Source organism: Sinomonas soli (assembly GCF_054782415.1).
On the sequence record NZ_BAAGSN010000015.1, the window covers coordinates 401500 to 421999 of the forward strand.

21 protein-coding genes are annotated in these 20500 nt (G+C 72.0%); 15 read left to right on the forward strand and 6 right to left on the reverse strand.

Annotation, left to right across the window (positions count from 1 at the left end; genetic code table 11):
- Window positions 1-87: 87 nt before the first annotated feature.
- Window positions 88-1497: an MBL fold metallo-hydrolase gene (locus ACYVKZ_RS15375; protein WP_460993092.1), complete on the reverse strand. Its 1410-nt coding sequence runs from the start codon at window positions 1495-1497 to the stop codon at window positions 88-90.
- A 108-nt stretch (window positions 1498-1605) separates the two neighbouring features.
- On the opposite strand from ACYVKZ_RS15375, the gene ACYVKZ_RS15380 reads away from it, so the two are divergent.
- From ACYVKZ_RS15380 to ACYVKZ_RS15390, 3 genes are read left to right on the forward strand one after another with little or no spacing between them, the layout of a single operon-like run.
- Complete coding sequence (locus ACYVKZ_RS15380; protein ID WP_460993093.1) at window positions 1606-2478, forward strand: glycerophosphodiester phosphodiesterase; 873 nt, start codon at window positions 1606-1608, stop codon at window positions 2476-2478.
- A 49-nt stretch (window positions 2479-2527) separates the two neighbouring features.
- Complete coding sequence (locus ACYVKZ_RS15385) at window positions 2528-3307, forward strand: AzlC family ABC transporter permease (RefSeq protein ID WP_460993196.1); 780 nt, start codon at window positions 2528-2530, stop codon at window positions 3305-3307.
- Entirely contained in the window at window positions 3304-3615 is a 312-nt protein-coding gene (locus ACYVKZ_RS15390) for an AzlD domain-containing protein (RefSeq protein WP_307006955.1), read from the forward strand. The genes ACYVKZ_RS15385 and ACYVKZ_RS15390 overlap by 4 nt, the downstream gene beginning before the upstream one ends.
- A gap of 50 nt (window positions 3616-3665) precedes the next feature.
- On the opposite strand, the gene ACYVKZ_RS15395 is transcribed toward ACYVKZ_RS15390, so the two are convergent.
- Complete coding sequence (locus tag ACYVKZ_RS15395; RefSeq protein WP_307006957.1) at window positions 3666-4292, reverse strand: TetR/AcrR family transcriptional regulator; 627 nt, start codon at window positions 4290-4292, stop codon at window positions 3666-3668.
- 94 nt (window positions 4293-4386) lie between these two features.
- Here ACYVKZ_RS15395 and ACYVKZ_RS15400 point away from each other — a divergent pair, with 94 nt between their 5' ends.
- From ACYVKZ_RS15400 to ACYVKZ_RS15415, 4 genes are read left to right on the forward strand one after another with little or no spacing between them, the layout of a single operon-like run.
- The gene (locus tag ACYVKZ_RS15400; RefSeq protein WP_460993094.1) at window positions 4387-4758 is read left to right on the forward strand and encodes a thiamine-binding protein; all 372 of its coding nucleotides are present in this window, start codon (window positions 4387-4389) and stop codon (window positions 4756-4758) included.
- A gap of 57 nt (window positions 4759-4815) precedes the next feature.
- Window positions 4816-5478 carry an O-methyltransferase gene (locus tag ACYVKZ_RS15405; protein ID WP_460993095.1) on the forward strand — a complete coding sequence of 221 codons (663 nt, stop codon included), beginning with the start codon at window positions 4816-4818 and terminating at the stop codon, window positions 5476-5478.
- A 6-nt stretch (window positions 5479-5484) separates the two neighbouring features.
- Entirely contained in the window at window positions 5485-6021 is a 537-nt protein-coding gene (locus tag ACYVKZ_RS15410; protein ID WP_460993096.1) for a GNAT family N-acetyltransferase, read from the forward strand.
- Window positions 6021-6887: a spermidine synthase gene (locus ACYVKZ_RS15415; protein WP_460993097.1), complete on the forward strand. Its 867-nt coding sequence runs from the start codon at window positions 6021-6023 to the stop codon at window positions 6885-6887. The genes ACYVKZ_RS15410 and ACYVKZ_RS15415 overlap by 1 nt, the downstream gene beginning before the upstream one ends.
- A gap of 27 nt (window positions 6888-6914) precedes the next feature.
- Here the strand turns inward: ACYVKZ_RS15415 and ACYVKZ_RS15420 are convergent, their stop codons facing one another.
- Window positions 6915-7835: a LysR family transcriptional regulator gene (locus ACYVKZ_RS15420; protein ID WP_460993098.1), complete on the reverse strand. Its 921-nt coding sequence runs from the start codon at window positions 7833-7835 to the stop codon at window positions 6915-6917.
- Window positions 7836-8013: 178 nt separating this feature from the next.
- Here ACYVKZ_RS15420 and ACYVKZ_RS15425 point away from each other — a divergent pair, with 178 nt between their 5' ends.
- Entirely contained in the window at window positions 8014-9390 is a 1377-nt protein-coding gene (locus ACYVKZ_RS15425) for an MFS transporter (RefSeq protein ID WP_460993099.1), read from the forward strand.
- Complete coding sequence (locus tag ACYVKZ_RS15430; protein ID WP_460993100.1) at window positions 9387-10130, forward strand: 3-hydroxybutyrate dehydrogenase; 744 nt, start codon at window positions 9387-9389, stop codon at window positions 10128-10130. Before ACYVKZ_RS15425 ends, ACYVKZ_RS15430 begins: the two co-directional genes overlap by 4 nt.
- A 114-nt stretch (window positions 10131-10244) precedes the next feature.
- On the opposite strand, the gene ACYVKZ_RS15435 is transcribed toward ACYVKZ_RS15430, so the two are convergent.
- On the reverse strand, window positions 10245-11681 hold the full coding sequence (locus tag ACYVKZ_RS15435; RefSeq protein ID WP_460993101.1) for an amino acid permease: 1437 nt from the start codon (window positions 11679-11681) through the stop codon (window positions 10245-10247).
- Between the two features lie 254 nt (window positions 11682-11935).
- On the opposite strand from ACYVKZ_RS15435, the gene ACYVKZ_RS15440 reads away from it, so the two are divergent.
- Window positions 11936-12727, forward strand: coding sequence for an IclR family transcriptional regulator (locus ACYVKZ_RS15440; RefSeq protein ID WP_307006967.1), 792 nt, complete (start codon window positions 11936-11938; stop codon window positions 12725-12727).
- 47 nt (window positions 12728-12774) lie between these two features.
- On the opposite strand, the gene ACYVKZ_RS15445 is transcribed toward ACYVKZ_RS15440, so the two are convergent.
- Window positions 12775-13785 (reverse strand): NADP-dependent oxidoreductase, encoded by a 1011-nt coding sequence (locus tag ACYVKZ_RS15445; protein WP_460993102.1) that lies wholly within the window; start codon window positions 13783-13785, stop codon window positions 12775-12777.
- 98 nt (window positions 13786-13883) lie between these two features.
- Between ACYVKZ_RS15445 and ACYVKZ_RS15450 the strand changes: the two genes are divergently transcribed.
- Both ACYVKZ_RS15450 and ACYVKZ_RS15455 read left to right on the forward strand, forming a co-directional pair.
- The gene (locus tag ACYVKZ_RS15450) at window positions 13884-14480 is read left to right on the forward strand and encodes a TetR/AcrR family transcriptional regulator (RefSeq protein WP_460993103.1); all 597 of its coding nucleotides are present in this window, start codon (window positions 13884-13886) and stop codon (window positions 14478-14480) included.
- Between the two features lie 109 nt (window positions 14481-14589).
- A complete protein-coding gene (locus ACYVKZ_RS15455; RefSeq protein ID WP_460993104.1) occupies window positions 14590-15948 on the forward strand; it encodes an LCP family protein in 1359 nt (452 codons plus the stop codon).
- A gap of 30 nt (window positions 15949-15978) precedes the next feature.
- Here the strand turns inward: ACYVKZ_RS15455 and ACYVKZ_RS15460 are convergent, their stop codons facing one another.
- Window positions 15979-16392: a hypothetical protein gene (locus tag ACYVKZ_RS15460; RefSeq protein ID WP_460993105.1), complete on the reverse strand. Its 414-nt coding sequence runs from the start codon at window positions 16390-16392 to the stop codon at window positions 15979-15981.
- Window positions 16393-16451: 59 nt separating this feature from the next.
- Between ACYVKZ_RS15460 and ACYVKZ_RS15465 the strand changes: the two genes are divergently transcribed.
- The 3 genes from ACYVKZ_RS15465 to hutH all read left to right on the forward strand — a co-directional run bounded on the left by ACYVKZ_RS15465 (window position 16452) and on the right by hutH (window position 20382).
- Complete coding sequence (locus tag ACYVKZ_RS15465; RefSeq protein ID WP_460993106.1) at window positions 16452-16865, forward strand: GNAT family acetyltransferase; 414 nt, start codon at window positions 16452-16454, stop codon at window positions 16863-16865.
- Window positions 16866-17002: 137 nt separating this feature from the next.
- The gene (locus ACYVKZ_RS15470; RefSeq protein WP_460993107.1) at window positions 17003-18766 is read left to right on the forward strand and encodes a urocanate hydratase; all 1764 of its coding nucleotides are present in this window, start codon (window positions 17003-17005) and stop codon (window positions 18764-18766) included.
- A 14-nt stretch (window positions 18767-18780) separates the two neighbouring features.
- Window positions 18781-20382, forward strand: a complete 1602-nt coding sequence (gene hutH, locus ACYVKZ_RS15475) for a histidine ammonia-lyase (RefSeq protein WP_460993108.1) — start codon at window positions 18781-18783, stop codon at window positions 20380-20382.
- The last annotated feature ends 118 nt before the right edge of the window (window positions 20383-20500 follow it).

A 20500-nucleotide genomic window follows, 5' to 3' on the forward strand; every position in this document is an offset into this window, starting at 1 on the left:
TACCGGCGGGGGCGGACAGCCGGATGCCCCGCCTGCGGGGGGACAGGCGGGGCATCCGGGGTCTGAGGGGGCTGCTCGGGGAGGGGCTCAGCGGGCGGCGACGGCCTCCTGGGCGTCAGCGAACGCTTTCCAGCCGAGGTAGCTGCCCTCGAGCTCGACGACGTCATAGCCGGCGCGGCGCAGCGCGCTCGCCGCGACCGAGTTGCGGACGCCGCTCTGGCAGTAGCTCACGATCACGCCCTCGGACGGGAGCTGGTCAGTGTGCCACAGGACGCGGCCGGCGCTGAGCTGCTCGGAGCCCGGGATGTGGCCGCCGGCGTGCTCGGTCTTGTTGCGGACGTCGAGCACGAGGGCGGCGTCGAAGCCCTCGAGGTCCGCCGGCTCCAGCGTGCGGGGGGTCGTCAGGGGCAGGCCCTCGAGGGTGGGCGTGAAGCCGGCCACGTTGTCGATGCCCACGCGCACGAGCGAGTCCCACATGCGCCCGGCGGCCTCCTCGTTCTGGGCGAGGAGCACGAGCGGGCGGGAGTCGGTCTCGGGATCGTAGGCCCATCCGCCGTAGGTGGCCGTCTTGCCGCCCGCGGGGATGTTGAGGGAGCGCGCCACCGTGCCCTGGTGGACGTCGGTGTGGTGGCGGGTGTCCACGAAGGTGATCCGGTCCGCGGCCAGGTCTTCCGCGATGGCCTCGGGGGCGAGCTCGGGGAGTGCGCCGCGGCCGCCCATGACGGCGGGTCCGAGGCGGTTCTGGCGCTTCATCCGCCCGAAGTAGGCGTGGGCGTCAGGCTGGCCGTCGAGGAGCTCGCGGACAAAGCCTTCCTCGTCGTTCGCGGCGAGGTAGGGGGCCCACCAGGCAAACAGGCGCTCGTAGCCCACCGTGGTGGACGGGATGGCGCCGAGGGCCTTGCCGCAGGCGCTGCCGGAGCCGTGGCCGGGGTGGACCTGGATGTGGTCCGGCAGGGTCAGGAACTTCTCCTTGAGGCTCGTGAAGAGCTGGCGTGCACCCTCGAAGCGGGTGTTCACGCCGCCGGCGGCCTCATCGAGCAGGTCGGGGCGGCCGAGGTCGCCCGAGAAGACGAAGTCGCCCGAGAGGAGGTAGCCGGGCTGGTCGCTGAAGGCGCCGTCCTTGACGAGGAACGAGAGGTGCTCCGGGGTGTGGCCCGGGGTATGGACGGCCTTGACGGTGATGTTGCCCAGCGCGATGGTGCTGCCGTCCATGAGCCGCTCGGCCTCGAAGCCGTACTGCCAGTCCTCGCCGCCCTCGCCGGAGACGTACAGCTCTGCGCCGGTGGCAGCGGCGAGCTCGCGGGACCCGGAGAGGTAGTCCGCGTGGATGTGGGTCTCGGTCACCGCCACGATCTTCATGCCGTTCGCGGCGGCGAGCTCGAGGTACGGGGCGATGTCGCGCCGGGCGTCGACGACGAGCGCCTCGCCCTTGGCCTGGCAGCCGATCATGTAGCTGGCCTGTGCCAGGTCGTTGTCGTAGATTCGCTCGAGCAGCATGGCTCTCCTTCCATCGGGATACCCCTAGGGGTATTGCTTCACTCAAGGATAGTACCCCTAGGGGTATGGCGCAATCTGGGCGTCGGATGGGTCGGATACCCTTGCGCCATGACCACCCGCCCCCTTGTCTATGCCCATCGCGGCGCGAGCGCGCGCTTCGCCGAGCACACGCGTGCGGCCTACCTCCAGGCGCTCGCCGACGGCGCGGACGGCGTCGAATGCGATGTCCACCTCACGCGCGACCAGCACCTGGTCCTGCTGCACGACGCGAACCTGGACCGCACCTCGAGCGGCACCGGGCCCGTGGCAGAGCGGACCCTCGCCCAGCTCCGCGAGCTCGACTTCTCGTCGTGGAAGGGCGTCCGCGTCCCGGACGAATTCGGCGCCCAGAGCCAGCAGCTGCTGACGCTGCCCGAGCTCCTCGACCTCCTCGCGGCCTCCGGGCGCGAGGTGGGGCTCGCGATCGAGCTCAAGCACCCGAGCCCGTACCGCCGGGCGCTCGAGGACCGCGTGCTCGAGGCCCTGCGCTGCCGCGGCTGGGAGCCCGAGGAGTCGCGGGTGGGCGGGATCCAGGTCAGCTTCATGAGCTTCGACGCAGAGGCCATCGAGTACCTCCTGGCCTCGGTCCCGGCGCGGCATGTCTGCATGCTCGTCGACGACGTCTCGGTCGAGGAGCTGCGCCAGTCGGCCGCGCTCGGCGCCCTCACCGGCGGGGCGGTCGCCAACGTGCTCAAGGCGGCCCAGATGGACGCCGAGGCGATCCTCGACGAGGGCCGCGCCCGCATTGCCGGCCCCGGGATCCGCTACGTCCGGGACCACCCGAACCGCGTGCGTGCCTGGCTCGAGGCAGGGCTCACCTTCCGCGTCTGGACGGTGGATGCGCCCGAGGACGTGGAGCACTGCCTCGGCGCCGGCATCCAGCAGATCACCACGAACCGCCCCGCCGAGGTGCTCGCCCAGCTGGGGGCGGCGCTTGGCTGAGGCGGGTCCTCTCCCCGAACCCGAACCTGCGCACGACGGCGCGGGGCCGGTGCCGCTGCGCCGCTCGCCTGCGGCGCGGATCGGCCTCTCGATCGCCGTCGCGACAGGCCTCTACGGCATCTCCTTCGGCGCGCTCGGGGTCGCCTCGGGGCTCGACGTCCTCCAGACCGTGGCCCTGAGCCTGCTCATGTTCACCGGCGGCTCGCAGTTCGCCTTCATCGGCGTGCTCGCAGGCGGCGGCCCGGGGGCCGCGGCCACCGCCGCAGCCACGCTGCTCGGGGTGCGCAACGCGGTCTACGGCATGCAGCTCAACGCGATGTTCGCCCCTGCCGGCTGGCGCCGCTTCGTTGCCCCCCAGTTCACGATCGATGAGTCCACTGCGACCGCGGTGGGCCAGGAGTCGCCGACCGAACAGCGCCGGGGATTCTGGGTGGCCGGGGTCGGGGTGTTCGTGCTCTGGAACGTCTTCACCGCGGTGGGTGCCCTCGCGGGCAACGCCCTCGGAGACCCCAAGCAGTGGGGGCTCGACGGCGCCGCCGTGGCCGCCTTCCTCGGGCTCCTGTGGCCGCGCCTCAAGGGCCGCGAGCCCTGGGCCATCGCCGTGCTCTGCGCCCTCGCGACCGTGCTCGCCGTGCCGTTCGTGCCGCCCGGCGTTCCGATCCTCATCGCGGCGCTCGTCGCCGCGGTCCTCGGATGGCTCAGCCACGCGCGGGCTGCCGCCGGCCGGCCCTCCGCAGGCGCCGGGGTGGAAGGGCTGGGGCCCGATCTGGATCCCTACTCCCGCCGCGACCCCCACGCGGGCGAGGGCCAGGACGGGGGCCACGCATGAGCCTGTGGGCCTGGATCGTCCTCGCGTGCGCCGCCGCGTACGCGCTCAAGCTGCTCGGCTACCTGCTGCCGCGCCGGTGGATGGACAACGAGCGCATGCTGCGGGTCGCGGGCACGGTCACCATCGGGCTGCTGGCGTCCCTGACCGCCGTCAACACGTTCGCGAGCGGGCAGTCCCTCGTGCTCGACGCCCGCCTCGGCTCGCTCGCCGCAGCGGCCGTGGCACTGCTGCTGCGGGCCCCGTTCCTCGTGGTGGTCATCGCCGGCGCCGCAGCGGCGGCGCTCCTGCGCCTCCTCGGCTGGGGCTGACCGATCCCCGCCCTTCTGAAGGCCACCTCCTAGGAGCCACCTCCTGGGGGTCAGAGGGGGAGCTCGACGCCCGGGATCGGGCCGAGCGGCGGCAGCGGCCGGTTCTCGCGGTGGGTGCGGATGGCGTCCTCGACGAGCGCCACGTAGCGCTGCCACGCGAAGGACCCCGGCTCCAGGGTGTCGCCGGCGCCGATGAGCATCGCGACGAGCCGCACCATGTCGATCAGCTGGAGCTCCTCGCGCAGGGTCCCCTCCCGCTGGCCTCGCTGGAGCAGGACCCCGAGGGACTCGATGAGCTTGCCGGCAAGTCCCACCAGCAGGCTCCGCCGGCCCGCGACGGCGGAGAGCAGGTTGTGCTCGTCGTTCGCCACCTGCATGACGGCGCTGAGGACCTCGACGAGGCCGGAGGCGGCGTCGGGGTTCTCGAGGGCCATCTCGGCCACAGGCTCGACCTTGACCTTGATCTGCCGCTCGACCGCGGCGAGGACCAGCTCGTCCTTGTCGGCGAAGTTGCGGAACAGCGTGGCCGGGCCAACCCCCGCGCGGTCCGCGACGGTCTTGAGGGACACATTCGGGCCCTCCTCGCGGAAGCAGTCAAGGGCCGCCGTGATGATCTTCTCGATATTGCGTGCCGCGTCGGCGCGCATCGGCTTGCGCCACGCCCGTTCCTGCTGCATGCCTCAACAGTACCCATCCGAGAGTCGGGGTGCCGCCTATATGACGGCACGCTCTCAACCTTGTCGCGGCCTCGGCGGTGGCACACTGGTGCGCATGATCGTCGCCTTCTCCGTGTCCCCCTCTGGCCCCGCGTCCGACGCCGGCCGCCCCGCCGAGGCGCCCGGCTCGCCGTCGTCCGCTCCATCCGACTCCGTCCACGAAGCGGTCGCGGCAGCGGTCCGGGTCGTGCGGGAGTCCGGCCTGCCCAACCGGACGAGCTCGATGTTCACCGAGATCGAGGGGGAGTGGGACGAGGTCATGGACGTCGTGAAGCGCGCCACCGAAGCCGTGGGCCGCTACGGCTCGCGGGTCTCCCTCGTGCTCAAGGCCGACATCCGCCCGGGCCACACCGGCGAGATCACCGGCAAAGTGGAGCGGCTCGAGCGGGCGATCGCGGGCCGGGCAGCGGAGCAGCCGGGCGGCTGACGCGCCGGTCGGGCGGGACGCTGTCGCGGCCCCGGCGCGAAGTGCCAGACTGGCGGCATGGTCGAACATGTCGCGCAGCCCGAATGGACCGAGGTCGAACGCTGGCTCACGCGGACCGTCGTCAAGCCGGGGCCCGAGCATGAGCGCGCCCTCGAGACGGCCGGGGCACGCGGCATGCCGCCGATCGAAGTCCAGCCCACGTCCGGCAAGCTGCTGAACCTCCTCGTGCGGATCTCCGCCGCGAAGCGGGTGCTCGAGATCGGCACGCTCGCGGGGTTCAGCAGCATCTGGATGGGCCAGGCCCTGCCCGAGGACGGCCACCTCGACACGCTCGAGTACCTCCCGGAACACGCAGCCGTGGCCCGCGAGAACCTCGCCGCGGCCGGCCTCGCCGAGAAGGTGACCGTGCATGTGGGCCGCGCCCTCGAGACGCTCTCGGGACTGTCCGGCCCCTACGACCTCGTCTTCATCGACGCCGACAAGCAGAACAACTCCCGCTACCTCGAATGGGCGGTCAGGCTCGGCCGGCCCGGCACCGTGGTGGTGCTCGACAACGCCGTGTGGGAGGGCACGCTCCTGGACCCCGAGGGCGGCGACTCCGACGCGCCGTACATCGTGGAGTCCCTCGAGCTCCTGGGAGGCCCCCTCTTCGACGCGACCGTCGTGCAGACGGCCGGGTCCAAGGGCTGGGACGGCTTCGCCCTGGCCGTGGTGAGGTAGCAGGCGGTGGCCACCAGCAGCACGGCGCCGGAGCCTGCCTTCGAGATCACCGATGCCACGCCCGAGGACGCCGAGGCGGTGCTCGCGGTCAAGGACGCCTCGTGGCGCGAGGCCTATGCCCACCTTCTCCCGGCGGCCTTCCTCGAGGGCGGCCTCGGCGGCTCGCCGGCCCGCACCGAGGGCTGGCGCAGGTCGCTCTCCCCACAGTCGCCCGCACGGTTCGCGCTGGTCCGTTCCCGCGGGCGCGTGGTCGGGTTCGCGGGGGCAGGGCCCGCCCGCGACGACGATGCCCCCGCCGCGGAGGAGCTCTATACCGTCTGCGTCTTGGCCGAGCTGCACGGCACGGGCGCCGGGCAGGCGGTCGTCGAGCGCGTCCTCGCAGACCGCCCGGCTTCCGTATGGGTCTTCGAGGACAACCCGCGGGCCCGGGGGTTCTACGGCAAGCTCGGCTTCGTGCCCGACGGCGCCCGCCACCTCGACGAGGTCGGAGGAACGCCCGTGTACGAGATCCGCATGGTGCGCCGCGCCGGCGGGGGCGACTGATGCCCGCCCAGCAGGGGCCTGGCCCCTCGGCGGGCCTCTACCCGATCAGCACCGGCAGCGCGGAGCTCGTGCCGGACGGCGACTCCCGCGACGGCTGGCTCCTGAAGATCAACGGCGTCCAGAGTTCGCACATCGTCCTGTCCGACCCGCTCCGGCTCGACTTCGAGTACATGCGCTGGATCGTGGCCCTCATCGAGGACCGCCTCGACCCCACGCGCACCGACCGGCTCCGCGCCCTCCACCAGGGCGGGGGCGGCTGCTCCATCCCGCGGTACCTCGCTGCGCGCTACCCGGACGCACGGCAGGTCGTCGTCGAGCTCGACGCGAAGCTCGCCGAGTACGTGCGCGGATGGTTCGACCTGCCGCGGGCGCCGCTGCTGCGCCTGCGCGTCGGCGAGGCCCGGGAGGTCACCGAGTCCCTCACCCCGGCCACCCGCGACGTCGTGGTCCGCGACGTCTTCGCCGGGTCCACCACCCCGGATTCCCTGACCACCGTCGAGTTCATCGAGGCCTCGGCCCGACTGCTCGACGCGGGCGGGCTGTTCCTGGCGAACATCGGCAGCGCTCCGGACCACGTCTCCGCGAGGACCGAGGCGGCCGCGATCGCCGCCGTCTTCCCGCACACCGCCATCGTCGCCGACTCGGCCATGCTCAAGGGCCGCAGGCACGGCAACTTCGTGATCGCCGGAAGCGCGACGCCGATCCCCGCCTCACCGGCGCTCCGTCGCCGCCTGCTCGGCGGCGGACTGCCCGCCCAGGTCTGGGAGGATGCCCAGGTCCGCGGGTGGATCGGGACCGCCGAACCGCGCCGCGACCCGGCCCCTCCACCGGAGGTGGACGTGGTGGATCCGGACGCCCTGCCCTGATTGCCTCCCCGGCGCCCGCCAGCACGGTCAGCGCTCGGGAGACGGATCCGCACGGCCCAGCAGCATGGGGCGCGAACGCTCCATCTGGGCCCGCAGCGCCTCGGCCACAGCCGCGACGGCGGGCTGCCGGTAGGAGTCCGGCCGCAGCACCATCCAGTACGGAAGCTGCTCGCGGAAGTAGTCGGGGAGGAGCCGCACGAGGTCCTCGTGGCGGTCCGCCATGAAGCACGGCAGGAAGCCGATGCCGGCGCCGGCCCGGGTCGCCTCGACGTGCACGAACACGTTGGTCGACGTCAGGCCGTCCCGCATCTCGGGCGCGAGGCGCCGGGGGGCGTCGAGGTCGTCGATCTGGAGCATCGAGTCGACGAAGTAGACGAGGCCGTGGCGGGCCAGTTCCTCAGGAGTGCGCGGGGCGCCGTGCCGGGCGAGGTACCCGCGGGAGGCGTACATCCCCAGCGTGTACTCGCCCAGCCGCACGGCCTGGGCGCGGTGGACCTGCGGCTCGCCCTCTACGACGACTTCGATGTCCACCCCGGAGCGCTGCTGGAGGGCACGGCGGGTGACCGTGACGAGCTCCACCGTCAGCCCGGGGTGCTCGGCCCGCAGCCGGGCTATCGCGGGAGAGGCGATGTAGGCGCTGAAGCCGTCCGTCGCCGTCATGCGCACCACCCCGGTGATCGGGTCCTCCCCGCCGGGCCCCAGCCGCCCCACCGCGTCGGCTACCTGGGCTGCCACGCCCACGGCCCGCTCCCCGAGCGGCGTGAGCTCCCACCCGCCCGCGGCGCGGGCCAGCACGCGGCCCCCGAGGGACTTCTCGAGGGCCGCGATCTTGCGCGCCACGGTGGTGTGGTTCAGGCCCAGGCCCTCCCCCGCCGTCGTGAATTTCCCGGAGCGGGATACCTCGAGGAGCACGAGGAGGAGATCTGGTGAGGGCTGGCCCGGCATCATAGGGAAACCCTACGGCTCCGTCTGCAAATCTGCACATGATCCGTGCTGGATTGACCATTGAAGGCGCAGACCTGCGCAGGGAATACTCGTCGGGACATGTGATGGGCGTCATACCGTGAAGACGCCCGCGAGGCCCCGTTTGCGAGCCGTGTCAGCGACGACACCCAGGAGGCACCCCATGAGCGTGAACCAGCGCTCCGCAGGCAGTACCGAGCAGCCGCTGCTCAAGAAGATCGTCTCCGCCTCGATGGCGGGCACGGTGGTCGAGTGGTACGACTTCTTCCTCTACGCGACCGCGTCCACGATCGTGTTCAACAAGATCCTGCTGCCCAAGATGGGCAACGAGTACGACGCGATCATCGCCGCGTTCCTCACCTACGCCGTGGGGTTCATCGCCCGCCCGCTCGGCGGCATCGTCTTCGGCCAGATCGGCGACAGGATCGGGCGCAAGCAGACCCTGCAGATCACTATCATGCTCATCGGCGCAGCGACCGTGCTCATGGGCTGCCTGCCGACCTACGCGCAGATCGGCATCTGGGCGCCGATCCTCCTCGTCGTCCTCCGCTTCATCCAGGGCCTCGCCCTCGGCGGCGAGTGGGGCGGCGCCGTCCTGCTCGTGGCCGAGCATGCCCCGGACGAGAAGCGGGCCTTCTGGTCCTCGTGGCCCCAGGCCGCGGTGCCGCTGGGCAACGTCCTCGCGACTGTGGTCCTGTGGATCATGACCTCGGCCCTCTCCGCCGATGCCTTCCTCGTGTGGGGCTGGCGCGTCGCCTTCTGGCTCTCCGCCGTCGTGGTGATCGTGGGCTACGTCATCCGCACCAAGATCGACGAGGCGCCGATCTTCCAAGCCGCCAAGGCAGAGCTCGAGACCGAGAAGGCCGCCGGCTATGGCGTCTTCGAGGTCCTCAGGCGCTACCCGCGCGGCGTCCTCGTCGGCATGGGCCTGCGGTTCGCGGAGAACATCCTGTACTACCTCGTGGTCACGTTCTCGATCGTCTACCTCGGCACTGGCCTGAAGATGAACACCGCCTCGATCCTCGGCGTCATCGCGATCGCGCACATCTGCCACTTCTCGATCATCCCGGTGATCGGCCGCTTCGCCGACCGCATCGGCCGCAAGCCGATCTACCTCGCCGGCGCGATCCTCGGCGGCACGTGGGGCTTCTGGGCCTTCCCGGCCTTCGGCACCAAGAATGTGTTCGTCATCCTGTTGACCATCATCGTGGGCCTGGTCTTCCATGGCCTCATGTACTCCGGCCAGCCGGCCATCATGGCCGAGATGTTCCCGACCCGCATGCGCTACTCGGGTGTCTCGATCGCCTACCAGGTCACCTCGATCGTCGCGGGCTCGCTCGCCCCCGTCTTTGCCACCGAGTGGCTCAAGGCCACGGGCTCGTGGTGGCCGACTGCGGTCTACCTCGCCGCAGCGGGCGTCATCACCCTCATCGCCGTCCTCGCCATGCGCGAGACCAAGGGCGCCTCGCTGCACGCGCTCGATGCCGCCGACGCCGCCCGCTTCCAGGGCAAGGTGTCCGAGGCAGGGGCCCGCGCATGAGCCTCGACGGCCGCAAGGCACTCGTCACCGGCGGTGCGGCGGGGATCGGCGCGGCGGTCGCCCGCGGGCTCGCCGACCGGGGCGCGCACGTGGTGGTCGCCGACCTCGACGGCGGCGCCGCCGAGAAGCTCGCCGCGGACCTCGGGGGCAGTGCGTGGGCCGTGGACCTGCTCGACACTGCCGCACTCGAGGACCTGCGGCTCGACTGCGACATCCTCGTGAACAACGCGGGGATCCAGAAGGTCGCCCCCATCCACGAGTACGACCCGGAGGCCTTCCGGCGGATCCAGCGGCTCATGGTCGAGGCGCCCTTCCTCCTGGTCCGCGCCGCACTTCCGCACATGTACGAGCGCGGCTGGGGCCGGGTCATCAACCTCTCGTCGGTGCACGGCCTGCGCGCCTCGGCCTTCAAGAGCGCCTATGTCACGGCGAAGCACGCCCTTGAGGGCCTGTCGAAGGTCACCGCGCTCGAGGGCGCCGAGCACGGGGTGACGTCCAACTGCATCAACCCGGGCTACGTCCGCACAGCCCTGGTCGAGAAGCAGATCAAGGACCAGGCCCAGACCCACGGCATCCCCGAGTCAGAGGTCCTCGAGAAGGTCATGCTGACGGAGATGGCTATCAAGCGGCTCGTCGAGCCCTCCGAGGTGGCTTCCCTCGCCTGCTGGCTCGCCTCGGACGACGCCGGCATGGTCACCGGGGCGTCCTACACGATGGACGGCGGCTGGTCGGCCCGCTAGGACCGGCCCGCCGTCCGCCGACCCGAGCACAACGACACAACTCAGCGCCGTTTCCGCCCCGAAAGGGGCCGGAACGGCGCTGAGTTGTGTCGAAATGCCCGTGGGCGCCGAGGGCTACGCCCGCACCCGCTCGTTCGGGGAGACCACGGGCAGCGGGGCGGTCTCGTCAAGGAGCCCCGGCCGCCGCCGCCCGTCGCCGCGGACCCACAGCGCATACGCGCCAGCCAGGAGCGCGACCCACACGACGCCCACCACGAGGGCCACGCGGGTGTCCTCGAACCAGCCCAGGAGCACCGTCACGAACACCATGAACGCGATCGCGAGGACCGAGGCGGCGGGCCACAGCGGGGACGGGAACTCGCTCGGCGCGAGCGCGTACCGACGGATCTCGCGCTTCATGGCCACGTGGCTCGCGAGGATCATGGCCCACACGAACACGGTTGCGAAGGTCGCGATGGAGGCGATGACCGTGAACACGTCCTCGGGGATCACGGCGTTGAGCACCACGCCGACGGCGAGCACGCCGGTCATGACCACCACGGTCATCCACGGCACCCCGCGCGCCGACACCTTGCCGAACGAGGCCGGCGCGTGGCCCTGCTGCGCGAGGCCGAACAGGACGCGGCCCGCCCCGAAGATGTCGGAGTTGATCGCGGACAGCGCCGCGGTGATGACGATCGCGTTGAGCACATTGGCCGCCCCGGGGATCCCGAGGCCGCTGAAGATCTGCACGAAGGGACTCCCCTGCGCGCCCACCTGGTTCCACGGGAACAGGCTCATGAGCACGCCGAGCGTGAGCACGTAGAAGAGCAGGATCCGCACGGGCACGGTGTTGACGGCCTGCGGAATGGCCTTCTTGGGGTCCGCGGCCTCGCCGGCCGTCACCCCGATGGTCTCCACACCCCCGAAGGCGAACACCACCACCGAGAAGCAGGCGAGCAGGCCCCCGAAGCCGTTCGGGAGCAGGCCGCCGTTCGCCACGAGCTGGTGGACGCCCGCCTGGCCGCCGGAGGGCGACGAGAAGCCGAACGCGATGAGGGCCGCGCCGCCCGCGATCATGGCGATGATTGCGGCGACCTTCACGAGGGAGAACCAGAACTCGAGCTCGCCGAAGACCTTGACGCTGAGCAGGTTGATGGCGGTCAGGACCAGGATCACGGCGGCGATCCACACCCACCGGTCGACCTGCGGGAACCAGAAGCCCATGTAGATGCCGAACGCGGTGATGTCCGCGAGGGCCACGATCGCCATCTCGAAGACGTAGGTCCAGCCTGTCGCGAAGCCCCAGAAGGGGCCGAGGTACCGGCCGGCGTACTGGCTGAACGACCCGGAGACGGGGTGGCGCACGGCCATCTCGCCGAGCGAGCGCATCACCATGAACACGGCCGCGCCGGCGATCATGTAGGCGATCAGGACCGCCGGGCCGGCCGCCTGGATAGCCTCGGCGGAGCCGTAGAACAGCCCGGTGCCGATGGCCGACCCCAGGGCCATGAACCGGATGTGCCGGACGTTGAGGCCGCGGCTGAGCGCGGCCGGCTGAGTGGTCTGCATGGGATCCTCACGTCGTTGGGAAGGGCCTTCGGGCCAGGCTCCTCCCACTGTGCCGGTCCCTGCGGGGGCTGTGAGTGGCGTCACCACCAGAGTGTGTCTTGTATCCCAGATGCCCGGACGGCGCGATAGTGTCCGGAATCCCGGACGGTGAGCGGACCACGGCGGGTGCGCGCCCGGCGTCGTCCGCCCCACACTGGAGGTGGTCCGGGATTGCAGACAGTCGCGCAGCCCGACCGAGAGCGGAAGGAGTCCCCATGCCCACCACCGAGGGGCGGGAGAAGTCGAAGGTGCCCGCTGCGGAGAGCACGCTGCGCATCCTGCGCCTGCTGGCCTCCCGGCGCGGGCCGCAGCCGGCCTCGGCGATCGCGGCGCAGCTGGGCCTGCCGCGCTCCACGGTCTACCACCTGCTCGCGGTCATGGAGGAGAACGGGTTCGTCCTCCACCTGCCCGAGGAGCAGCGGTACGGCCTCGGGATCGGCGCCTTCGAGCTCTCGAGCGCCTACTCGCGGCAGGAGCCGCTCTCGCGCCTCGGGCGGCCCCTGCTGGCCGCGCTCGTGGACGCGATCGGGGAGAGCACCCACCTCGCCGTGCTGCACGGCCGGGACGTGCTCTACATCGTCGAGGAGCGGGCCAAGAACCGGCCCTCGCTCGTCACCGATGTGGGCGTGCGCCTGCCGAGCCACCTCACCGCGAGCGGGCGGGCGATCCTCGCGGCGCTGCCGAAGTCCCAGGTCCGTGCGCTCTACCCGAACGCCGCAGCCTTCAGCTCCCGCACCGAGGAGGGGGAGCAGATCCGCTCGTACTCGGCCCTCCAGTCGGAGCTGGACCAGGTGCGCCAGCGCGGGTATGCGACCGAGGGCGGCGAGGTGACGCCGGGGCTCGCCTCGGTGGCGGCCGTGGTCCGGGACCACGCGGGCTGGCCCACGGCGGCCGTTGCGGTGACGTTCGAGGCCGAGCGCGTGCCCGCACAGCGGCGCGAGGAGCTCGCCGCCCGGGTCCAGAAGGCGGCCGGGGACCTCGCCGCGAGGATCTACGGACGCGGCTGAACCCGGGCCGGCTCAGCGGTCCGGGCCGGCCCGCCAGCGGCCGCGCCTCAGATCCGCACGAGCATCTTGCCGGTGTTCGCCCCGCGCATCATGTCCAGGAACGCATCGACCGTGTGCTCGATCCCGTCCACGATGGTCTCGTCGTAGGCGATGCTGCCCGCGGCGAACCACGCCGTCATCCGCTCGGTGAACTCGGGGGCGAGGTGCAGGTAGTGGCCGAGGGTGAAGCCGCGCAGGCTCAGCCCGCGGGTGATGAGGTTGGACATGTTGTCCGGGCCTGCCGGCCGCTCGGTCGCGTTGTAGGCCGAGATCGCCCCGCACAGGGCCGCCCGGCCGCCGTCGTTGAAGGCCTCGATCGCGGCCTCCAGGTGCTCGCCGCCCACGTTGTCGAAGAACACGTCGATGCCCTCGGGGGCCGCGGCTGCGAGCTGGCCGCGCACGTCCCCGTCCTTGTAGTTGAACGCCGCGTCGTAGCCGTACTTCTGCGTGAGGAGCGCGACCTTCTCGGCCGAGCCGGCAGAGCCGATCACGCGCTTGGCCCCGAGCAGCTTGGCGATCTGCCCGGCGGCGGTGCCCACCGCACCGGCCGCGCCGGAGACGAACACCGTCTCCCCGGCCTTCAGGGCCGCGATCGCGGTGAGGCCCACGTAGGCCGTCATGCCGGTCATGCCCAGGATATGCAGGCGGGTCGAGAGGGGCACGCCGGGGACGTCGGGCAGCACCCGGAAGGTCCCGGCGTCGGCCTGGATGGCGTCGGTCCAGCCGTGCTGGTGGAGCACGACGGCGCCCTCCGGCACCTCGTCGGAGGCGGACTCGACGACCCGGCCCACGGCTCCGCCGGTGATGGTCTCGCCGAGCGCGTACGGGGCCACGTAGCTCCGGGAGTCGTTCATCCGGCCGCGCATGTACGGGTCGACCGAGACGAACTCGTTGCGCACGCGGACCTGTCCGGGCTCGAGGTCCCCGTACGGGACGGTCACCGTCCGGAAGTCCTCGTGGGTCGGCCACCCCGAGGGGCGGCGGACAAGCTGGATCTGCGTACTGGAGGTCTGCGACATGCTGGGGGTCCCTTTCGCCGGAACTGACGTCCATCCGTATTCTGTAACGACCGGTCCACTATATACTGGACTGAACGTTACAGAAAGTGGGGTGGCCCGTGGGCAGGACGCAGGCTTTCGACCGGGAGACGGCGGTGCGCGCCGCCCGCGCCGTGTTCTGGCAGTCCGGCTACGAGGACGCCTCGGTGCCGGACCTCGAGCAGGCCACCGGGCTGAGCCGTTCGAGCATCTACAACGCCTTCGGGTCCAAGCGCGGGCTCTTCGACGCCGCCGTGCAGAGCTACCTCGACGAGGTCGTCCGCCCGCGCCTGCGCCCGCTCCAGGGCTCCCACGTCGAGCCGCACGCCGTCATCGGGTACCTCGACGGGCTGCGGGAGGCGCTCGCCGGCGCCGGGTCCGCGCCCGCCGCCAACGGATGCCTGCTCATCAACGCCGCCGGGGCGCCGATCGCCCACGATGCCGAGGTGGCCCGCGTGATCGCGGACTACCGGGACGAACTGCGCGCCGCCGTGGGCCGCGGGATCGGGGCGCACCTGCCGGCGGCCACGGCAGCTGAGAGGGAGCGGCTCGCCGACGCCGTGACGGGGCTCGTAGTGGCAGCCTTCGCCCTCGTGCGCATTGCCCCGGAGGAGGCCTCGCGCAGCCTGCTCACCGCCCGCGGCCTCATCGGCTCGCTCCGGCCGCAGGCCCAGTAGCCCCCAGATTCTCTGATGCGCCCGAGGGGCGGCGGCTGTATGGTGTGCATCACATGGATGCCCGCCGGCCGCAGGCGCAGCCGGGCGCGTCCTGCCGAGGGGGCTGCGCATGGCGGAGCAGGGAAGCGGCGCGGACCGCACGCGGCCCGCGCGCCGGCGCACGTGGCTGCGCGTGGTCCTCGTCGTCGCGACGGTGCTGGCGCTCGCGGGCGCCGGCGCGGTCGTCTACGTCGTGCAGCTGGCCGGGCGGTTCAACGCGAACGTGCACCGCTCCGACGCGCTCTCGGAGGCCTTCGCCGAGACGGCGAGCCCCACGGCATCGGCCTCCTCGCCCTCGGTGCCGAAGCTCTCCAAGGACACCAACATCCTCATCATGGGCCTCGACTCCCGGGTCGACGAGAACGGCAGGGCGCTGCCCCAGGACATCCAGAACGCGCTCCACGCCGGGGATGACAGCGGCGGGTTCTACAACGCCAACGTGCTCATGCTCGTGCACATCCCGGCGGACGGATCGCGGTCCACCGCGATCTCCATCCCCCGCGACGACTACGTCCAGACCGCGGGCTTCCCCGGCGCCGGCTTCAAGACCAAGGTCAAGGAGGCCTACAGCTACGGCTTCGCGGCCAAGCAGGCCGCGCTCCTGGGAGGGGGCAGGCCGAACGACGACGCGACCTATCAGGCGGCGCGGGACGCCGGTCGGGCGGCCGAGCTCGCCACCGTGTCGGCATTCCTCGGCGGGGTCCGCATCGACCACTTCGTCGAGATCACCATGGTGGCGTTCTACCAGGTGGCCCTCGCGATCCAGCCCATCACCGTGTGCGTCAACCGGGCGACCCAGGACACCTTCTCCGGCGCCGACTTCCGCGCCGGGATGCAGCAGATCAACGCCCAGCAGGCCATGGCCTTCGTCCGCCAGCGCCGCGACACATCGGACCCCAGCTACGACTTCACCGACCTCGACCGCACCCGCCGCCAGCAGGCCTTCATCGTCTCGGTGCTCCACCAGCTCAAGCAGGCGGGCACGTTCACGAACCTGCCGAAGATGGAGGGCGTGCTCGACGCCGTGAGCAAGAACATGGCAGTGGACCGCGGACTCGACCTCCTGCAGCTGGCCCAGCAGGCCACCTCCCTCACCGGCGGCAACGTCTCCTTCAGTACCCTGCCCATCCTCGGCTTCGGCACCTCGCCGGACGGCGCATCGGTCAATCTCGTGGACGTCCCGCAGATCCAGGCCACCGTCCGCGCCCTGCTCGCGCCACCGGCGCCGCCCGCTCCGAAGGCCACGCGGACGACGGCGGCCCCCACGTCCGCGGAGACCTCGCCGGCGGCGGGGCCCGCCTCGCCGTCCTCCGTCGCGAGTGCGACGCCGACCCCCACTCCGACGTCCGCCACGCCGACGCCGACCACGTCGACCTACGCGGACTGGCAGGGCCAGCTCCAGGGCGGCAGCGTTCCCTGCGTCAAGTAGCGCGCCCGGCTCCGGCGCCGCGGGCGCGCTCTACAGGTGGTTGAAGAAGAACAGGCCCCACGCGCTGAGCGTCGCCGCGAGGGCCGCGGCCGAGAGCGTGAGCCCGACGACCGTCAGCCCCAGCGACCAGCGCGCCGCGAGCGAGGCGATGCCCGAGCCGAGCCCCGCGACCGCGGCGCCGGCACAGAGCCAGACCACCATCAGCGAGTCCCACTGCAGGAGGAGCCAGGTGCCGATCTCGGGGGCGCCGCGGGGGCCGTACCAGCCGAGCTCGGTGGTCAGGACCATGGTCACCGTCAGGGCGCCCGCGAGGGACAGCGCCCCGCACACGGTCGAGGCGATGCCGAGCACGTGCCGGTCGCGTGGATTGCCGCGGTGCGCCGACCTGCCCCAGCCGCCGCTGAGCAGCAGCCCGCGCCACGCTCGAGGATTCCCGTAGTCCACCGATCCCCCTTCCGGAGACAGTCAACACGGTCCGCGGCCCCGGGCGGTAGCGTGGCGGGATGATCCTGCGCACCTACGCCGAGCCGGACCGCGAGGCCGTCATCGCCCTCTGGCGCACCGCGGGGCTCACCCGGCCCTGGAACGACCCCGGCCGGGACATCGACCGCGCCACCTCCACCTGGCCCGAGCTCTTCGTCGCGGCCGCGGCAGAGGAGGTCGTCGGGACGGCGATGGCGGGGTACGACGGGCACCGGGGCTGGGTCTACTACCTCGCGGTGGAGCCCGGGCGGCAGGGCGAGGGGATCGGCCGCGCACTCCTGGCCGAGGCCGAGTCGCGGCTCACGGCGCTGGGCTGCCCCAAAGTCATGCTCATGGTCCGGCGCGGCAATGAGGGCGCCCACGGCTTCTACGGCGGCCTCGGGTACAGCGAGGACGAGGTCGCGACGTTCGGCAAGCGGCTCATCCCGGACTGAGGGGCGGTCGGGCATGTCTGGGATGCCGGACGACGCCCCACGGGAACCCCTGTTCGCGCCCGGCGCGGCGCGGTGTGATGGATGCAGAGGATCGAACGGTCCAGCAGACACCCACCCATCACGACGCAGGAGTCACGATGACGGAGACCACCAGCCCCGCCGCCAAGGCCGACTTCACCACCGGCGCCCGCCCGGTCCGCGCCCCCCGCGGAACGGAGATCACTGCCAAGTCCTGGCAGACCGAGGCGCCGATGCGCATGCTCATGAACAACCTCGACCCCGAGGTGGCCGAGCGCCCCGACGAGCTCGTCGTCTACGGCGGGACCGGCCGCGCCGCCCGCTCGTGGAAGGCCTTCGACGCGATCATCGCGACGCTGAAGGACATGGACGACGACGAGACCCTGCTCGTGCAGTCCGGCAAGCCGGTGGGCGTCTTCCGCACCAACGTCTGGGCCCCGCGCGTGCTCATCGCCAACTCGAACCTTGTGGGCGACTGGGCGACCTGGCCCGAGTTCCGCCGCCTCGAGGCCGAGGGCCTGACGATGTACGGCCAGATGACCGCGGGCTCGTGGATCTACATCGGCACGCAGGGCATCCTGCAGGGCACCTACGAGACGTTTGCCGCCGTGGGCCGCAAGCTCATCGCCGAGGGCCGCCATCCCGCGGCCCCCGCCCAGGGCTCCACTGAGGGCCCCCTCGCCGGGACCCTCACCCTCACCGGCGGCTGCGGCGGCATGGGCGGCGCCCAGCCCCTCGCCGTGACCCTGAACGACGGCGCATGCCTGATCGTCGACGTCGACGAGACCCGTCTCCGCCGCCGCGTCGGCAAGCGCTACCTCGATGAGGTCGAGACCGACCTCGGCACCGCGATCGCCAAGGTGTGCAGGGCCAAGGAGGAGCGCCGCGGCTGGTCCGTGGGCTACGTCGGCAACGCCGCCGAGGTCTTCCCCGAGATCCTCCGCCGCCACCGGGCCGGCGAGCTCACCGTGGATGTCGTGACCGACCAGACCTCCGCCCACGACCCGCTCAGCTACCTGCCGACCGAGTACACGGTGGAGCAGTGGAAGCCCGAGGCCGAGGCCGATCCGGAGGGCTTCACCAAGAAGGCAGAGAACGCGATGGCCCGCCACGTCCAGGCCATGGTCGAGTTCCAGGACGCGGGCGCCGAGGTCTTCGACTACGGCAACTCGATCCGCGACGAGGCCCGCAAGGGCGGCTACGAGCGCGCGTTCGCCTTCCCCGGCTTCGTCCCCGCCTACATCCGCCCGCTCTTCTGCGAGGGCCTCGGCCCGTTCCGCTGGGTGGCCCTCTCGGGCGACCCGGAGGACATCAAGGTCACCGATGCAGCCATCAAGGAGCTCTTCCCCGAGAACAAGCACCTGCACACGTGGCTCGACGCCGCCGAGGAGCGCGTCGAGTTCGAGGGCCTCCCGGCCCGCATCTGCTGGCTCGGCTACGGCGAGCGCCACCAGGCCGGCCTGCTCTTCAACCGCCTCGTCGCCGAGGGCAAGGTCAAGGCCCCGATCGTGATCGGCCGCGACCACCTCGACTCCGGCTCTGTCGCGTCCCCGTACCGCGAGACCGAGGCCATGAAGGACGGCTCCGACGCGATCGCCGACTGGCCCCTCCTCAACGCCCTGACCGCGGCCTCCTCCGGCGCCACGTGGGTCTCGATCCACCACGGCGGCGGCGTCGGCATCGGCCGTTCGATCCACGCCGGCCAGGTCTCCGTCGCGGACGGCACCGAGCTCGCGGCCGCCAAGCTCACCGCCCTCCTGACCAATGACCCGGGCATGGGCGTGATCCGCCACGTCGACGCCGGCTACGAGCGCGCCGCCGAGGTCGCCGCCGAGCGCGGCGTCAAGATCCCCATGAACCCGGCCACCGGCTCGGCCCAGTAAAGGACTCCACGGACATGACCCTCACCGCCCCCGAGACCCACCTCCCCACCCAGGTCACGCTCTCCACCCACGGCCTCACGGCCGAGGACGTGGTCGCCGTCGCCCGCCACGACGCCACCGTGGCGGTCGCACCCGAGGCGCTCGACGCCGTAGCCCGCGTCCGCGCCCACGTCGAGGAGCTCGCCGCGTCCGAGGTCCCCGCCTACGGCATCTCCACCGGGTTCGGAGCCCTCGCGAACCTGCACATCCCGCAGGAGAAGCGCACCCAGCTGCAGAAGTCGCTCATCCGCTCGCACGCCGCCGGCATGGGCCCGGCCGTGGAGCGCGAGGTGGCGCGCGCCCTCATGTTCCTGCGGGCCAAGACCCTCGCCTCGGGCCGCACCGGAGTGCGCCCCGTGGTCCTGGAGACCTTCGTGGCGCTGCTCAACGCGGGCATCACGCCCGTGATCCGCGAGTTCGGCTCGCTGGGCTGCTCGGGCGACCTCGCCCCCCTCTCCCACGTGGCCCTCGTGCTCATGGGGGAGGGCGAGGCGTTCGGGCCCGACGGCGAGCGGTGCGGCGGCGCGGGCGAGCGCTCCGTCGCGCAGCTGCTCGCCGAGCACGGCATCGAGCCCATCGTGCTGGCGGAGAAGGAGGGCCTCGCCCTGGTCAACGGCACCGAGGGCATGCTCGGCATGCTGCTCATGGCGCTCGCGGACCTCCGCCAGCTCGTCACGACCGCGGACGTCACCGCGGCCCTGTCCGTCGACGGCCTCATGGGCACCGACCAGGTGTTCCTCCCCGAGCTGCACGCTCCGCTGCGCCCGCACCCGGGCCAGGCCGACTCGGCGGCCAACATGCTGGCCGTGCTGCGCGACTCCGCGATCGTGGCCTCGCACCGCGAGGGCGACTCCCGCGTCCAGGATGCGTACTCGCTGCGCTGCGCGCCGCAGGTGGCCGGCGCCGTGCGGGACACGATCGCCCACGCGCAGGCCGTGGCCGAGCGCGAGCTCGAGGCTGCGATCGACAACCCGGTGGTCCTGCCGGACGGGCGCGTGTCCAGCAACGGCAACTTCCACGGCGCCCCCGTCGCCTACGTGCTCGACTTCCTCGCGATCGCCGTCGCGGACCTGGCCTCGATGGCCGAGCGGCGCACCGACCGCATGCTCGACCCGGCCCGCTCGCACGGCCTGCCGGCCTTCCTCGCGCACGACCCGGGCGTGGACTCCGGCCTCATGATCGCCCAGTACACCCAGGCCGGGCTCGTCTCGGACTGCAAGCGGCTGGCCGTCCCGGCCTCCGTGGACTCGATCCCGAGCTCGGCAATGCAGGAGGACCACGTGTCCATGGGCTGGCATGCCGCGCGCAAGCTCCGCAAGGCAGTGGAGAACCTGCGCCGCGTGCTCGCGATCGAGCTCGTCACGGCCGCGCGCGCCATCGACCTCCGCACCGAGGCCTCCGGCGGCGCACTCGTCCCGGGGCCCGGCGGCGCCGCGGCGCTCGAGGTGCTCCGCCGCACGGTGGCCGGCCCCGGCTCCGACCGGTTCATGTCCCCCGAGCTCGAGGAAGCGGACCGGGTGCTCGCCAGGGGCGAGCTGCTCGCGGCGGTGAGTGCCGCCGTCGGCGGCCTCCGCTGACGCACGGGAACGTCCGGTCGGGGGCTCACCCCGGCGCGCGCTGGAAAGGTGCACAACGATTCCCGCGAATCGTGGTCGGACCCTACATGGCGACGCGCCGGGGAACCCGATAGAAAGA